The 17,461-nt window shown below is 34.8% G+C and carries 13 protein-coding genes; 6 read left to right on the top strand and 7 right to left on the bottom strand.

Translation table 11 applies throughout. The features are described from left to right. Position 1: 1 nt before the first annotated feature. From A9D35_RS01000 to A9D35_RS00990, 3 genes are all read right to left on the bottom strand, one after another. Positions 2-4,336 carry a CusA/CzcA family heavy metal efflux RND transporter gene (locus A9D35_RS01000; RefSeq protein ID WP_066217879.1) on the bottom strand — a complete coding sequence of 1,445 codons (4,335 nt, stop codon included), beginning with the start codon at positions 4,334-4,336 and terminating at the stop codon, positions 2-4. A gap of 91 nt (positions 4,337-4,427) precedes the next feature. Further along, complete coding sequence (locus A9D35_RS00995) at positions 4,428-4,745, bottom strand: DUF6660 family protein (protein ID WP_066217877.1); 318 nt, start codon at positions 4,743-4,745, stop codon at positions 4,428-4,430. Between the two features lie 69 nt (positions 4,746-4,814). Continuing rightward, positions 4,815-7,010, bottom strand: coding sequence for a B12-binding domain-containing radical SAM protein (locus A9D35_RS00990; protein WP_066217875.1), 2,196 nt, complete (start codon positions 7,008-7,010; stop codon positions 4,815-4,817). Between the two features lie 153 nt (positions 7,011-7,163). Here A9D35_RS00990 and A9D35_RS00985 point away from each other — a divergent pair, with 153 nt between their 5' ends. Next, entirely contained in the window at positions 7,164-7,964 is an 801-nt protein-coding gene (locus A9D35_RS00985) for a class I SAM-dependent methyltransferase (protein WP_066217873.1), read from the top strand. Here A9D35_RS00985 and A9D35_RS00980 read toward each other — a convergent pair whose 3' ends face one another. Both A9D35_RS00980 and A9D35_RS00975 read right to left on the bottom strand, forming a co-directional pair. Next, positions 7,965-9,242: an MFS transporter gene (locus A9D35_RS00980; RefSeq protein WP_066217871.1), complete on the bottom strand. Its 1,278-nt coding sequence runs from the start codon at positions 9,240-9,242 to the stop codon at positions 7,965-7,967. Positions 9,243-9,719: 477 nt separating this feature from the next. Continuing rightward, positions 9,720-11,417, bottom strand: coding sequence for an alkaline phosphatase D family protein (locus A9D35_RS00975; protein ID WP_066217869.1), 1,698 nt, complete (start codon positions 11,415-11,417; stop codon positions 9,720-9,722). 304 nt (positions 11,418-11,721) lie between these two features. Between A9D35_RS00975 and A9D35_RS00970 the strand changes: the two genes are divergently transcribed. The 5 genes from A9D35_RS00970 (at position 11,722) to A9D35_RS00950 (ending at position 15,572) form a co-directional block, all read left to right on the top strand. Next, entirely contained in the window at positions 11,722-12,201 is a 480-nt protein-coding gene (locus A9D35_RS00970; protein ID WP_066217867.1) for a hypothetical protein, read from the top strand. Between the two features lie 129 nt (positions 12,202-12,330). Beyond that, positions 12,331-12,738: a hypothetical protein gene (locus A9D35_RS00965; protein ID WP_066217866.1), complete on the top strand. Its 408-nt coding sequence runs from the start codon at positions 12,331-12,333 to the stop codon at positions 12,736-12,738. 101 nt (positions 12,739-12,839) lie between these two features. After that, complete coding sequence (locus A9D35_RS00960; protein ID WP_066217864.1) at positions 12,840-13,211, top strand: hypothetical protein; 372 nt, start codon at positions 12,840-12,842, stop codon at positions 13,209-13,211. 100 nt (positions 13,212-13,311) lie between these two features. Next, positions 13,312-13,797, top strand: coding sequence for a hypothetical protein (locus tag A9D35_RS00955; protein WP_066217862.1), 486 nt, complete (start codon positions 13,312-13,314; stop codon positions 13,795-13,797). Between the two features lie 230 nt (positions 13,798-14,027). Further along, complete coding sequence (locus A9D35_RS00950) at positions 14,028-15,572, top strand: IS1182 family transposase (protein WP_066217549.1); 1,545 nt, start codon at positions 14,028-14,030, stop codon at positions 15,570-15,572. Between the two features lie 189 nt (positions 15,573-15,761). Here A9D35_RS00950 and A9D35_RS00945 read toward each other — a convergent pair whose 3' ends face one another. Both A9D35_RS00945 and pflA read right to left on the bottom strand, forming a co-directional pair. Beyond that, positions 15,762-16,544, bottom strand: coding sequence for a formate/nitrite transporter family protein (locus A9D35_RS00945; protein ID WP_066217859.1), 783 nt, complete (start codon positions 16,542-16,544; stop codon positions 15,762-15,764). Between the two features lie 32 nt (positions 16,545-16,576). Further along, entirely contained in the window at positions 16,577-17,290 is a 714-nt protein-coding gene (gene pflA, locus A9D35_RS00940) for a pyruvate formate-lyase-activating protein (protein WP_262487500.1), read from the bottom strand. Positions 17,291-17,461 lie beyond the last annotated feature (171 nt).

The raw sequence follows: 17,461 nt of genomic DNA, 5'->3' as shown, positions 1-17,461 counted from the left end.
GTTATTTCTTATTAAAATATTGTAATTCAAACACACTATTAAAATAATTTAAAAGCGCTTCTTGAGCATCCAATTCCGATTGAATTGCTTCGTTAATTAATTGCGAAAACCCCGTATAATCTAGGGCACCTTCTTTATAGGCTAACAAGGCACCTTGCCGTTGTTCTTTGGCTAACGGCAAAACCTTTGTACTGTAAAACTGCCAAGATTGCGACCATTGCTTATATTGCTGGAACGCTTGGTTATATTTCGATTTAACTTGATTTTGTTTTAACTGCACATTGGTTTCTGCAATCTCTTTATCAATTTTAGCAGATTGCAAGGCTTCTCGATGACTACCCGACAAAAATGGAACCGAAATTCCCGCTTGATAACTGTAAAATCCTGAATTTCCATTTATTTTTTGTAAACCGCCTTGTACATTAAATTTGGGTAGATTCTTGGTTTGTGCCGCTTTTACTTGTGCTTCGGACTCTAAAACTTCTAACTCGGCAACCTGAAATGCGGGATGCTGTTCTATATCAAATTCCATAAATACATCTGCTTCCGTTTCTATCAACTCTGCCACCGTGTAAAATGGATCTGCAGACAACCAAAGGTTTAATTGTAACAAAGCTATTTTGTAATCGCTTAAGGCCTTAGTCTTATTATTTTGAATTTGATAATATTGATTTTTTGCTGCCGAATATTCTAATCTCGAAATGGCTTCTACTTTATAATTCAGTGCTACAGCTTGTTCAAAACGTGTGTAAATGGAATCTAATTCGGTAAACAAGTCGAATTGCTTTTTGGTTTGATAGGCTTTTATCCAGGCCATTTTCACTTCTAACTCCAATTGAAGTTCCGACACTTCATAAGCACTTTGGGCTAATAAAACACGCTGCTCTTGCAAGTGTTTTTTAGCTCCAAAACCAAACACATCAATATTAGTTTGCCCCGCTCCAATAGTCGTATACACACCGCCATTGTCCCCGATTTCTTCTCCTCCTGTAAAAATTTGAGTCGTTCCAAAATCGAAAGCCGTTTGCTTTATAGCTTCCTGTTTATCAACCTCTAAACTTTTTTGCTTTAATAACGGATATTGTTTTTTAGCTAGGTTTACAGCGGCTTCCAAAGTTATCTCTGGAAATGGTTCTAGATTTTGTTGGGCATATCCGAACTGCGGTATACCCAAACATAAAACTAGCATCGCAATAGCCGGTCCCATGGCACGTTTTAACGTGATTTTATCCTGCTGTTTTTCAACCCAATGGTATAAAATAGGTAAAATAAATAGCGTTAAAAACGTAGAAGTTAACAAGCCGCCAATAACCACTGTCGCCAAGGGGCGTTGCACTTCTGCTCCTGCCGAAGCTGAAATTGCCATAGGTAAAAACCCTAAAACATCTGTAAAAGCGGTCAACAATATGGGCCGAATACGACGTTTGGTGCCTTTAAAAATTCGGTCTTTTAAATTAAAAACACCTTCATCTTTTAATTCATTTAAACCACTAATCATTACCAATCCGTTTAATACTGCCACGCCGAAGAGCACAATAAACCCAACACCTGCCGAAATACTAAACGGCATGTCTCGAAGCCACAAGGCGAAAACACCTCCAATAGTTGCCATGGGAATAGCAATGTAAATCATTAGGGTTTGTGGGAAGGATTTTAGTGCGAAATAAATCAGGACAAAAATCAATATTAAGGAAATAGGCACTACGGTTTGTAATCTAGAACTGGCACGTTCTAAATTTTCGAAAGCACCACCGTAACGAATAAAATATCCCGGAGGTAGTTTTAAATCCGCATCCAACTTGGCTTTTATTTCGGTAACTAACGATTTTACATCCCGGCCACGGACATTTACACCCACATAAGTTCGTCGGTTGGTATTATCGCGACTAATTTGCATGGGCCCCGATTTATACGAAATCTCTGCGATTTCCTTCAACGGAATCTGTGACCCTCCTGGTAATTTAATAAACAGATTCTGAACATCGCTAATATCTGTTCTGTTGTGTTCCTGCAACCGCACCATAACATCGAAACGCTTTTCGCCTTCAAAAATAACGCCCGCTTTCCCACCGGCAAAAGCCGATTGCACGATGTGATTAAGTTCATTAATTTGTAAACCATACTGTGCTAATTTATGCCGGTTATAAGTAATCGTCATTTGTGGTAAACCTGTTGTGGCTTCGGCTTTCATATCTCCAACACCATCAATTCCACTTATTAATTTAGTTATTTCTTCTGCTTTTTCAGACAACACATAAATATCTTCACCATAAATTTTAATAGCAATATCCTCTCGCACACCCTCTAGCAATTCGTTAAAACGCATTTCTATTGGTTGCGTAAACTCGTAATTTACTCCTGGCAGTATACTTATAGTAGCCTTCATATTATCTATCAATTCGTCTTTAGAGGCTGCCGAAGTCCATTCCGATTTTGGTTTTAAAATTACTATCACATCAGCCAAATCCATAGGCATAGGATCAGTGGGAATTTCGGCAACACCAATACGACTTACAATTTTTTCAACTTCAGGAAATTCTGCTTTTATAAGTTGCTCTATTTTTGTTGTGGTTTCTATGGTTTCTGTTAGCGAACTTCCAGGTTTTAAAATGGCATGAAACGCAATATCGCCTTCATCCAATTGCGGAATAAATTCGCCTCCCATTTTAGTAAACATAAACACGGTAAGTGCAAAAAGTAAAACTCCGATACTTACAACCCATTTTCCGTGTTTTAAGGCTGAATTCAATAGCGGTTCGTACTTTCGTTCTACCCAATACACAAATTTGTCGCCGTAAGATAATTTTTCAGATTTTGGTGCACGAAGTACTAAAGCCGACATCATTGGGACGTAGGTTAAACATAAAATCATAGCCCCTATCATAGCAAAAATGAAGGTTAATGCCATGGGTTTAAACATTTTTCCTTCAATGCCTTCTAAAGCTAAAATGGGTAGAAAAACAATTAAAATAATAAGCTGACCAAAAAAGGCGGCATTCATCATTTTCTTTGAGGCTTTCGAGGCTATGGCATCTCTATTTTCGGGTGTTGTGTTTTTATTTTTATAATGCTTTGAAGCAAACATAAATACTGTAGCTTCAACAATAATTACGGCACCATCTACAATTATTCCGAAATCAATCGCTCCTAAACTCATTAGGTTTGCCCACACATCAAAGGCGTTCATAAGTATAAAAGCGAATAATAGCGATAGGGGAATGGTTGAAGCCACGATAAGGCCGCCTCGCCAATTTCCTAATAAAAAAATGAGTACAAAAATGACAATAAGTGCTCCTTCAATCAAATTTGTACTTACCGTAGAGGTGGTTTCTCCAATCAGTTTACTGCGGTCTAACAGGGGTTCAATTTGAACACCCTCGGGAAGTGATTTCTGAATTTCAGACATCCTCTTCTTGACTTCTTGTATCACCTCATTAGAATTGGCACCTTTCAGCATCATCACCAAGCCACCTACAACTTCGCCTTCTCCATCTTGCGTTAAAGCTCCATACCGAATCGCCGAACCAAATTGTACTTGAGCGATATCGTCAATAGTTAAAGGAATTCCATTAGTATGCTGAACTACAATTTGTTTGATATCGTCTAAACTGCGAATTAAACCTTCGCCACGAATAAAGTTTGCCTTGTGGTTTTTTTCGATGTAAGCCCCACCTGTATTTTGATTATTCGCTTGTAAAGCTTTAAAAATATCGGTAATTGTAATACCCATCGCGTTCAACTCATTTGGGTCTACAGCGACTTCGTATTGCTTAATTTTTCCGCCTATAGCATTAACTTCGACTACTCCAGGTACCATAGCCATTTGCCGTTGTACAATCCAATCTTGCATGGTACGTAAATCGGAAATAGAATAAGTGTCTTTAAATTTGGGAGCAACTTTTAGCGTGTATTGATAAATTTCACCTAAACCAGTCGTTATTGGTCCCATGGTTGGTGTACCAAATCCTTCAGGGATGTCATCTTTTACCGCTTCCAGTTTTTCGGAAACCAATTGTCGCGGTAAATACGTCCCCATATCATCTTCGAAAACAATGGTAACTACCGATAATCCGAAACGTGAAACCGAGCGAATTTCTGTTACAAAAGGCAAATTACTCATAGCCATCTCTACCGGATAGGTCACAAACTGCTCTATATCTTCTGTACCTAGATTTGGCGCTTGTGTAATAACTTGAACTTGGTTATTTGTAATATCTGGAACGGCATCTATGGGTACTTTGGTAAGACTCCATATCCCTGCTCCTATTAAAGTAAGAGTTAACAACCCAATAATAAATTTATTATGGATTGAAAAATCGATGATTTTATTAATCATAGAAATTGAGTTATAATGTGATTATAATAAAGTTGTGTTCTTAAATATTATTTTAAGAATGCTGTATTAAACCCTGTAAATACAGGACACATTATACCCGGGGAGGTTGTAAACGTTTAGAATGAATATCTTCTCCTAAACTATCAAAATGAAGAAATATTTTTGTTGAAATTTCTGGAATACTAAAGGTAATTTGTAACGGAGAAAATGCTGTAGCATGAATATGGCAGCAATGGCATTGACAAAACGGCGAGCATAAATCTGAAGAATCATGATTGTGGTCGGCGTCATTATGCTGAACTAATTCTGAAACTAGCTGTTGCTCATCATCTATACGCACAACATCTTCGCAAGGCATAACGTTGAGGCCTAGAATGTAAAGAGATAAGATGAATGCTATACATTTCATAGTTTCAAATATACATAATTTTAGTTGCACTAGTAGTGCAAAACTTATAGCAGTAACACAGCTTTTTATTTACAATACCAACAAGCCATGTGCTTTTAAAATTTGCAAGGGTTTAGAAAACCAAAACAATTCAAAATCGTCGAACTGGGTTTCGAAACTGGTTTTTAAAACTCCATACGATTTTACTGGCGCTTGTGCTGGACTAAGCTGAAGTAACCAATTTAACAACCACTCCCCTTTAGCTTTACCTATAACAATTTGAAAACTATCTGTTTTTTCATAAAACGTTAATTTTAAACTTGAATAGGTCTGGCCGCGCTTCGTTTTCGTGAGCTCTTCTACTTCTGGCTGATGCCCAAGCCAAACAATTTTTGCAGTGGGTTTGGTATTAAAATTAGGAACATCTTGTAAACTATCGTAAATAAAATCGGGATCTATTGTGGTATCGGGAATATCGAAATTAAACCAATCTTGAAGCGGAATATCGAAGCCTATACCATGCATATAATTGAATAATGAAGTTTTAAGTCCGTCACTAAATTGGGCATGGTCTATACCTTTTACATCGGAAAAAGCAACATCATTATTTGCAAAACTAATGTCGTTATAATGCGGAATAACACCATAGTCTGAAGGATTTAAACCTATCGGGCTATGAGCCGTAAGAGCAAACTGATGCCAAAACCCAGATTGTAATACTCCAACTTCGAACAACTGGCGTACCATTTCTAAACTATCAACCGTTTCTTGTATACTTTGCGTTGGATAGCCGTACATTAAATACGCATGCACCATGATGTTATTTTCGGTAAAATGTCGAGTAACTTGAGCGACTTGTTCTACGGTTACACCTTTATCAATCAATTTTAGTAAACGATCTGAGGCCACTTCTAAACCACCAGAAACCGCTATACAGCCAGATTGTTTTAAAAGCACACACAAGTTGTTTGTGAAATTTTTCTCGAATCGGATATTGGCCCACCATGTAACGCTTAGTTCTCGCTTCAAAATTTCTAGTGCTAAAGCTTTCATTAACGAAGGCGGCGCTGCTTCATCTACAAAATGAAATCCGTTTTCACCCGTTTGCGCTATAATGGCTTCCATACGATCTACCAAGAGTTTCGCTGTAATGGGTTCGTAAACTTTTATATAATCTAAAGAAATATCGCAAAACGTGCATTTACCCCAATAGCAACCATGCGCCATAGTGAGTTTATTCCATCGGCCATCGCTCCATAAACTATGCATAGGATTTGCAATTTCGATAACCGAAATATATTGATCTAACAGCAAATCTGAATAATCTGGAGTCCCTACTTCGCTGTGTTTATAATCGGGTAAATTTGTATTGTTTTTATAAGTAACCTTTCCGTCTTCCAAAAGAAACGTCCGTTTAAACTGAAAATCGCTTAGCGGTTTTTCATTACTTACCAAATCGTGTAATAATTCTATGGGGCGCTCGCCATCATCTAAAGTGATATAATCAAAAAATTCGAATACTCGAGCATCCGTAAGCGAGCGTAATTCTGTATTGGGGAATCCGCCTCCCATTTCAACAACAATAGTAGGAAAATTAGATTTTATAAATTGTGCACAACGAAACGCACTGTATAAATTCCCTGGAAACGGCACCGATAAACAGACTATTTTTGGTTGAATCTCTTCTAACTTAGATTCTAGAATCTGTAACGTAATATCGTCTATAAAGGTAAGATCTTGTTGAAGACTGTCATACAATTCATCGAAGGCATTGGCACTCATGCCTAAACGTTCGGCATAGCGACTAAAGCCAAAATTATCGTCGATACATTCAATTACAAAATCGGATAAATCTTCTAAAAATAACGTGGCTAAATGTTTGGCCTGGTCTTGCATTCCCATGCTACCAAAAGCCCACTCTAAATCGTCTAATTGATCGAATCTAGAGGCTTGAGGCAAACACTGCTTAGAACAAATTTGACGTGCAAACGTTGGGTTGTTTCCTTGAAGAAACCGAATGACATCGTCTAACACCTTTAAATATTCATCTTTTAAAGCATAAATACGTTTACTGTTTTCAGACAGGATCGTATTATTTTCGAAAGCCATTTCAAAAATTACAGAAAAAGCGGGTTTAGAAAATAGTTCTAAAATCACTTCAATCCCTAAATCCATTTGATAGCTTGAAATCCCTTTGGTATTTAAAAATCCCTTAAGATAAGCCGTAGCTGGATACGGGGTGTTTAACTGCGTAAAAGGCGGTGTAATAAGTAAAAGGTCTTTCAAGTTTATGCTTTAAAAAATTTGAACAAAGATAGACTATTTGTTTGGTGGTGCATATGGCTGGTTCATAATTCGTAAATCTAGACCATTTTAAAAGTTACTATTTAAAGAATTTATGTAATTTGTTAGGTGTAAAAATTGGTTGCACAATACAATATGGATAAAACAACAAATTATAAAGCGGTAAATAAAGCCGCTTGGAATGCGAAAACCGAAGTTCATCTTGAATCTGCATTTTACGACCTTAAAGGGTTTATGGCAGGAACATCTTCTTTAAACCCCATAGAATTAGAATTATTAGGAGATATTAGGGGCAAAAAAATATTGCATTTACAATGTCATTTTGGTCAAGACACCTTGACTTTAGCACGAATGGGTGCCGAAGTAACCGGAGTAGATTTGTCTGATGTTGCCATAAGCAAAGCTAGAACATTAGCAGAAACCTTAGAACTCGAGGCTCAGTTTATTTGTTGTGATGTATATGATTTACCCAACCATCTTAATGATTGTTTTGATATTGTATTTACCAGCTATGGTACTATAGGATGGCTACCCGATTTAGACCCATGGGCGCAACTTATTTCGACCTATTTAAAACCTAAAGGAGAATTTATTTTTGTTGAATTTCACCCCGTGGTGTGGATGTTTAACGATGCTTTTAACGACATTACTTACAGTTATTTTAATAACGAGGCGATTGTTGAAATGGAAACAGGAAGTTATGCCGACACATCTGCAAATATTACACATGAATCGGTAACTTGGAATCACAGTTTAGCCGAGGTTTTTACAAGTTTACTTCAGCAGAATTTAAATCTAGAGTCGTTTCAGGAATTTGATTATTCTCCATATAATTGCTTTAATAACACCGTGCAAATGGATACGAAGCGTTTTCAAATTGCGGGATTAGAATCTAAAATTCCTATGGTTTATGCCCTTAAAGCGTTAAAACCCTAACTAATCATTTCTAATACCAAGTCCTTGCTCTGGTTGCTGTTCTAATAGCGCTACAGCCTGCATTTTTAATTTTTCTTTCTTGAGGTATTTGCCATAAAATAATGCAATAATTATAGCGATTATACCTTGAATTAAAACCATAGCTTGCACCCCAATATAATGCGATATAGTACCTATGGCTAAACTACCAATAGGCAACAATCCGGTTAGAATCATGACATAAATACTTATTACTCGACCTCTAAATTTGTTAGGTACATTAATTTGAATAATGGTATTTGTAATGGTTCTTACAGACATCATTCCGAAGGCTCCTATCATAACAAATATCAAGGCTAAATAATAATTGGTGGTTTTTGAAAATAAAATCAATCCCACTCCAAAAACAAGAGAATTAATAGCCAAAACCTTGCTTAAATTTGCTCCAGGTTTTAAAGAAGCCAAAAACATAGCTCCTAAAAATGCACCAAAACCAATAACACCATCGATAACCCCTAAAGTAGATGCAGACCCCTTAAAGACATCTTTAGCAAATGCTGGTGTTAAGGTTGAAAATGACAGCACAAATAAACTCATTAAAGCGACAAAAATAAGGATGGAATAGATTTCTGGTGTGCGTTTAATATAATTTAAAGCTTCTTTAAACTCGGCTTTAATATTCTTTTCAACTTTAACTTTTGCCTCTTGCTTGGGCAATCGCATTAATAACAGAGACATAATTACTGGAATAAAACTCACGGCATTTAAGCCAAAACAAACTTCGTCTCCGAACGATTCTAATATAAAACCAGCCAATGCTGGTCCAATTAATTTGGAAAGATTTACCATAGAAGAGTTTAGAGCTAAAGCGTTGGGTAAATCGGCTTTATCGTTAACCATTTCTCTAACTAATGATTGTCTTGCAGGCACATCGAACCCATTAATAATTCCTAACATTGCACTAAGAACTATAATGGTCCAAACGGCATGATCTTTAAAATAAACAATAGAAAGTGTAAGTAATACAGCTTGAATTAACGAAACGATTTGAGTAATTAACAACACCCTGTGCCGGTTATACCTATCTGCTATAACACCGCCATAAAGCGAAACTAAAGCCGTTGGAAACAATGTGGCAAAAACGGTAACCCCTAACATAAATTTAGATTGGGTTAAACTGTAAATCACCCAACTTACGGCTGTTTTTTGCATCCAAGTCCCTAATAAAGACACCGATTGTCCCATAAAAAACAATCGGAAATTTCTACTTTTAAAGGAATTGAATGTGGTGATATTCATTTAAATTAAACTTGATAATTTATTGCTAACTAAAGTAAGCTTTTAATGCGAAACGATAAACATTGAATACATTGAGTTGATTTTATAAGTATAGAATTAAAGATTTCTTAATTAAAACTTTCTAAAATCATATATTACAAAATATCACTATTTGTATCCTGTAATTACTTAATTTATCAGTCCTATAATATCTAAAGTGTATGAGTATAAATTTAGGATTTCATCAATTTTCTTGGTTTGAATTTGCTCTTTAACCTTTCCCAGAAGATTTTTTTTGAAATAAAATGCATATTAGCGGAACCATTTATCCTATGCCCTAAGAATATATTAATAATTACCTCCAGTAGTAGGTATGTCTCCTTAGCAAATAGAACTAGAGCACTTGCTTAGGGTAAATATTTTAAATACAAATTAAAAGGCCTTAAAACAAAACTCATCTTAAGGCCTAGGTCGACTAAATCAATTAATTTTAAAACACTAGGTTGTGTAAGTAACGGAGTGACCTACTTTTGCTGTATAGCTTTCAGATAATATAGTATCTACATATACCCATTCTGAAATAAGTTCTGAATTTGTAAAAGTTGCTAAAAGATAGCCACGTCTAGAAGCATCAAAATACTCTAGCCCTTCAACTAATGTCGTCATTGCCTGTTGAAATCCTTCAAGTAATGCGGGATTTGTATCTCCTAAATACGTTTCAAATCCAGGAGAGCTGATGCTAGAAGTAGCCAGTTCTACTCCAACTTCTGTACCATCTTGAGATTTTAAAGTGTTATGCCAAGCATTGTGTGTATCCCCGGCAAGTGTAACTATTTTTTTCCCGTTTAAAGCTTGATAAAGTATTTCACGTTCCGCTGCATACCCATCCCATGCATCTAAATTATACGGAATTGCTGTTAACACACGAGATTTTTCCTCTGGAGTAACTGTAGGATCTTGTTGTAACATTCTTGTTTTAATAGTAACTAGTTCGGTTAGAATTTGTACAAAATTAGCCTGACCAAAAGATGTTAATAATTCTAAGGGCACAAACATTTGCCCCATTAAAACTTGTTGTCCCAAAACTTGCCATTTGGCAGAACTACTTTGTATGTTATTCACTAACCATTGGCGTTGATCTTCTCCTAAAAGTGTTCGAGAAACATCGCTTAAATCTGATTGAAACCCTAAAGCATCGAAACCTGTAGTGGTATAATAATCGGCTAAATTAAGTTGTTTATCCCTACCAATCACTCGGGTATCTAACATAATAAGGTCTATTAAGTTTCCTATATTTATAGTTCTATAAATAATACTATTATTAGCTTCAGTTAATCTAGAAAAAGGTAAGAACTCACTATAAGCTTGAAGGGCTGCCTGTTTTCTTACCTCAAAAGAACCTTCTGTGGTTTCATCATGATTTTCTGCACCATCGATATACGTATCGTTCGCTATCTCATGATCATCCCATACGCAAATAAACGGCTTTTTTTGATGAGCCAATTGTAGCGAGACATCCGAGCGGTATTGTTTATACCGTATTCTATAATCCTCTAAAGACAGCATTTCGTGAGTTGGTTCATGGTGTCTATTTAAAAATGCATTTTCATCGGTCGCGCCATACCCGCCTGCTCCATATTCATATAAATAATCCCCAAGATGAACTATAATATCGGCTTCAGAATTTGCCATGGCATCATATGCAGTGAATAACCCCGCTTGATAATTTGAACATGAACATACAGCTAATGTTACAGATGATGCGTTTTCAGGCAAAGTTATGGTTTCTCCTACCACAGATTTTGCATTATCTGCCTCGTTAAAAAACCTATAGTATAATTTTAAGTCCGAATCTAATTCTGTTAGTTCTACTGCTAAAGTATTGTCTCTAGAACTTTCTGTTGTTAATTTTCCTTGTCTTATTATTTGAGAGAAATCAGCATCTGTAGATACTTCCCAAACAATGTCATGATTTGCCGCGGTGTATCGTGTCCAAATAATAACACTAGTGCTACTAGGATCGAAACTCGCAACGCCTTGGTTAAAATTCTTTATGCTTAATTGTGTATAATCATAATCCTTTTCAAAATCATCATCGGTATTGCAACTTATAAAATTAGGAGCTAGAATTAAGCCTCCTAGGGCTAATGACGCTTTCTGTATAAATCCACGTCTACTATTGTAATTTGATGCCATAATAGAATTTTAGTTTTACACCAAAAATCATACTAAAATCCAGTACAGAAGTTAGAAAATTATTATGAATATGTTACCGTATATCTAAACAAAGGTTTAGAACGAAACCTTCTAAAATGTTCAACCTAAACAATTTCTTCCTAATTAGTATGGCTTCTAAAATTAAATCCTAATCGATTATTTAACATAGAATATCAAATTCTTAATATTGAATACCGAAATTTAGAATTATCAAATTTATAGATACAAATTTCCAATTAAAATTGCAGCTTTTTATATCTTAGTACAACTAAATTCTTACAAATTGGAAACCTTTACCCTTGCTAGAGTTATTCATGTATTGGCCGTTGTGTTGTGGATTGGTGGTGTATCTATGGTAACCACTGTTATTTTGCCTGCGGTAAAAAAAATGAACTCTAAAGAAGATAAACTTCAAACTTTTGAAAATATTGAAGGTAAATTCGCTACACAAGCTAAAATTACAACATTACTTACAGGACTTACTGGTTTCTATATGCTTTACGATATGGATGCCTGGGACCGCTATCTAGATCATCGTTTTTGGTGGATTCATGCTATGACCATTATGTGGATTATTTTCACTTTAATTCTATATGTTTTAGAACCTTTGGTGCTTCATAAATTATTTAAAAAGGAAGTTGAAAAAAATCCGGATAAAGCTTTCAAAATTATTCATCGTCTTCATTGGGTATTATTAATTCTAAGTGTAATCACCATTGTTGGAGCTGTGGCAGGGAGCCATGGCTGGTTTATAATTCCATAGTTTTTATTAAAAATAACATAAATCAAAATCATGAATAATTTAAAGTCCTTGATACTCCTTGTTTTTTCTATATTTTTTTTGTCATGTAATCCATCTAAAAAAAATAGTTTATCACATAACAATACGGATATGCAAAAAACGCATGATATAACTTATATAAATGGATATTTTCCTCAAAACAACATTAAATATACTGAAGGAACTAGACACTTTGTTTTTACTAATCAATCGGATTTCGAAACCTATTTCTCTGTAGCTAAAACTATGCAAAATGAGGTAACTGCTATCGATTTTGAACATTATAACATAGCAGCCATAACAGCGAAACCTAACAATAAGAAACAACAGATTAGTATATCGGAAACGATTATTGACAATTCTCATGCTGAAATTAAGTATGCTGTTAAAGAACAAGGCACACAAACTTACACATCGACAGCCGTGGTTTTAATGACTATACCAAAATCGGTTAAAACAGTGGAGTTTGTATCTGAAACCCATTCTGAAAACATGTCCTCCAACCGCTTTAATAATTAATATTTTATTCATGCTTATTACCATGCTACCTTCAAAAAATTTAACTATAAAAAATCCTAGCTGAATGTTATTTGAGTTAGAATTAAATTTATATTTGTGCTATGAAAAAGCTTATTAAATTTTCTGGGGGCATGTTATTTTGCCTTATCTACTGTTTTGCACTCTATAGTGCATCACAGCCTATACCAGAAACTTTCGAGCTGAATTCTAAGCATTCTGAATCGCAACAGAAAATTTCTTCTGTTTCAAAATCACTTATAACACTTACTTCAGAATCTGAAACTTTTAGTTTTTCCTTTAATCCTTCATCCGGGCAATTTTTAAAAATTCCATTCCAAAATTCAGGTTGGATTTCAAATTATAAAGAACCATACGTTCTTGCTCAAATTTCACAATATTCCAAATACCAAACCAATACTTTGGTTAATCATCGTAAAAACGATGCCATTTTTCCTTTTCATTATTTCTGGTAATTCCTAGTCTATAATTAGTGTTTAAAACACTAAACATAAGGCTTTTGGGTATATTTTATATACCCCACTTTTACTATACAATAATTTAAAGACTAAAAAAATGAATACTGGAACACTTATCTTAAGTGCTATCTTTATAGCAATCTGCGCATTACCATTTATATTAACAACAACTAATAGCAGAAAAAGAAAAAAACAAATGTTGAAATCTTTAACTCAAATCGCTCAAAAATATAATGCTTCTATAAGTAAATACGATGTAGGATCTGATTTTATAATTGGATTAGACGAGGTAAAAAACCTTGTCCTTTTCTTTAAGAAAGGCATAGATAATACTATTGAAGAATGCTTAGATTTATCGAATTATAAAGATTGTAATACAATTAAAACAGGGAAACATTTAAACGCTAAAAGCAGTGCTCACGCCATAGAAACGCTAAAGTTAGGCTTTATCCCTACAGATCAAACTAATGTAGCACCTCAATTTGAATTTTATAATGAAGATAAAAATATGCAGTTAAGTGGCGAACTTCAAATAATAAACACATGGCAATCGTTAATTCACCAAAAATTGACAGCTGCATAAACCTTATATCCGATGTTACCTATTATTAAGCCCTGTATATTTTACGGGGCTTTTTTTATTATACTATTAACAATGTAACAATGTAGTAATGTAGTAATGTAGTAATGTAGTAATGTAGTAATGTAGTAAATTAATAAAACCTCAAAAAACAAAAGAGGTTGTCTAAAAAGGCAGCCTCTTTTTTTTGGTTTAGATTTTATCAAAAGTTCAGTTTTTCGTATTTTAAAAGTATGAAAAGCAACATTGTATGGAAGACCAATAGTCAGACACAATTGAGTCTTCTTCCTCCGAGTTATGATGATTTTGTTCCAGAACATCACCCTGTGCGTATTGTAAATAGTATTTTAAATCAGATAGACATTCGTTCTATAGAAAACACCTATAAAGGAGGTGGTACTTCTAGCTATCACCCAAGAGATTTACTCAAAATTTTAATCTACGCCTATCTTCGTAATTTATATTCTTCTCGCAAAATAGAACAAGCCTTGGGAGAAAACGTTCATTTTATGTGGCTTAGTGGTTGTATCCAACCCGATCATAATACCATCAGTAATTTTCGTTCAGGAAAACTCAAAGGGAATTTTAAAAAGATATTTAATCAAGTTGTTATTCTCCTTGCTAAGGAAGGTTACTTGAGTTTAAAAGATATTTATGTTGATGGCACCAAAATAGAAGCCAATGCTAATCGCTATACTTTTGTATGGGGCAAAAGCATTAAAACCTCACGCTCACGTATTGAAAAACAACTCAAAGAACTATGGCGTTATGTAGAGACGGTATATGCAGAAGAAGAACAAAAGCCTAACGAGCCAGATAATTTTAAAGCGATAAATCCTGAGCAAGTCTCCCAAACCATAGATAAAATTAATCAAGCACTCCAAGGAAAAGAGATTGATAAAAAAGTGAAGCAAAAGCTTAACTATGCCAAAAAGAACTGGCCTGGGAATATAGCAAAATATAATACCTACCAGCAGCACATGGGGAGTCGCAACTCAATGAGCAAGACAGATCCTGATGCTACTTTTATGAAAATGAAAGAAGACCATATGCTAAATGGACAGCTCAAACCAGGATATAATTTGCAAGCATCTACCAACAATCAGTTTATTACCAATTACACCCTTGCACAAACTACGGCAGATACCACCACACTTATAGAGCATACAGAAGATTTTATTAAGGGATATGGCAAAGCTCCACAAGCCTTAACAGCAGATGCAGGTTATGGTAGTGATGAAAATTACACCTATCTGGAAGATCAGAATATCGAAGCTTTTGTTAAGTACAATTACTTCCATAAAGAACAGTTAGATGAGAAACGAGGTAAGACTAAAAATCCATTTGCAGCAGATAAACTTTTTTATAACCATAATACAGATACGTATTACTGTCCTATGGGACAACCTATGGAAAATATTGGTAGCTACATAAGACAAACAGCTACAGGATATGAACAAAAAATCGATAGATATCAGGCTAAGAATTGCTTCGGATGCCAGCTCCGGAGTCTCTGTCATCAATCAAAATACAACCGCATTATAGAGAGGAATCACAAATTGGTTAGACTCAAAGCAAAAGCCAAACAAAAATTATTAAGCCCAGAAGGAGTTGCTCATAGAAAACAGCGTTGCTGGGATGTTGAAGCTGTTTTTGGTAATATTAAACACAATATGAACTTCAAAAGGTTTATGTTAAGAGGACTTGATAAAGTAATTACCGAAATAGGACTTATTGCAATGGCACATAACCTTAAAAAAGTGAGTTTAGCCATATAAAATCACAGTGCCTATTTTTAACTAGACTCGAATTACTAAGTAAAAAAGAAAATCCTGATTAAACCCAAAATGTTCAAAAAATAAAAGGTCGCCTAATTGGTTTTTAGACGACCTCTTAAGCTAGTTAAAATTTAGTAGTTTGCCCGAAAGAGCACGTTTGATGTTTTATACTTTAATATTTTGTAAAGTTTAGTTTTCTGTTTTTCCAAATAAGTACCCGTATGGTAACCCAACAAATAAGGCTCCTCCAACAATATTCCCCATAGTAGCAGGAATTAAATTTTTAGTTACAAAGGTAGCCCAAGTAATATCTGCACCTTCCATTATAGCTAGAGGTATAAAATACATATTAGCAATACTGTGTTCAAATCCCATAGTTACAAACGCCATTACAGGAATCCAAATGGCTAAAATTTTACCACTAGAACTTTTTGCTGCGATACCTTGCCAAAGAGCAAGACAAACCAACCAATTGGCTCCGACACCTTTAATAAAAGTTACTAAAAATGGGTTGCTCGTTTTACTATTAGCTATTTTAAAAACCGTATTTATATAGGGTTCACTACTTACAAGATGTGTTAAATGTGTAATTACATAAGCAATGAACATGGCTCCAATAAAGTTTCCAAAATATACCAATCCCCAGTTTTTAAACATGGCCATTGCACGTTGTCTTTTGGTTAAAATATTAGGAATAAAATAGGCATTATTACCAGTAAAAAGTTCTGCGCCTACAAGTACAACAAGAATAAGTCCTAATGGGAATGCTGCACCAAATAAAAACTTTGCTAAGCCTGGATTATTAGCTGCAATACCTGGAGAGCCTCCAGAAATAATAATCGCTAATAAACCACCAAAGGCAACATAAGCCCCTGCCAAAAACGCAAGAATTAAGGTTTTACTTACGGTGTATCCTTCTTTATTAAGCGCAATTTCATTTACTATTTTTATACCTTCTTTAGGTGAATTCATGATCGTTTTTTAAAGTAAATAATAAGCTGATATTAATTAATCTTAACCTTCTTAAAATAGGTTTCTAAAATGGCTTTAGCCTCATCTAATTCCTCCTGAGTATTTTCTCTGGCATCTTTTAATTCGTAGTCCCAGCCTAATGCTTCCCATTTATGAATTCCTAATTTATGATATGGCTGAAGTTCTATTTGCTCTATAGTTTTATAATCTTTAAAGTAGTCTCCTAATTGATGAAGCAATTCTGGAGTGTTGGTAATTCCAGGAATTAAAACGTAGCGTAACCACATTTTTTTACCAGATTCCTCTCTATATTTTGCAAAATTAAAGGTGGTTTCTTTGTTTTTCGCTCCCGCAATTTTTTGAAACCCTTCTTCATTCATATGTTTAATATCCAGCATTACTAAATCGGCATAATCGTCTAATAATTCTTTAGTTGGATTATTTAATAAACGGCCGTTAGTATCTAAGTTTGTATGGATGCCTTCTTCTTTTAATCGCTTAAAAAACGGAATTAAGCTTTTGGCTTGTAATAAAGGTTCTCCTCCCGAAACTGTTACACCTCCATTGTCACCAAAGTAAGATTTCATTCTTACTGCACGTTTTACAAGGTCTTCAATATCATATTCTGTTCCCCCTTGAGTGTCTATCGTATCCGGGTTATGGCAATACTGACATTTTAATTTACAGCCTTGTAAAAACACAACCATACGTATTCCTGGTCCATCATGAGTACCAAAAGACTCAATAGAATGAACGCTTAAAGTAATATTTGAAGTTTTAATAATAGTAAGGTTTAGATTAAAAAAAAGAGGTATTCAAAAAACAAGTTACACTTTTTAGGGGAGATTATAAAAGCTATAGTTATAAATCAGTGTCTTCTAAATTTTGAATACCTCAGGGTATTAATATAAACAGAG

This window comes from Formosa haliotis, from assembly GCF_001685485.1.
GTDB classification, from domain to species: domain Bacteria; phylum Bacteroidota; class Bacteroidia; order Flavobacteriales; family Flavobacteriaceae; genus Formosa; species Formosa haliotis.
The sequence above is the reverse complement of the archived record's forward strand: the minus strand, read 5'-3'. Positions and strand labels throughout refer to the sequence as shown.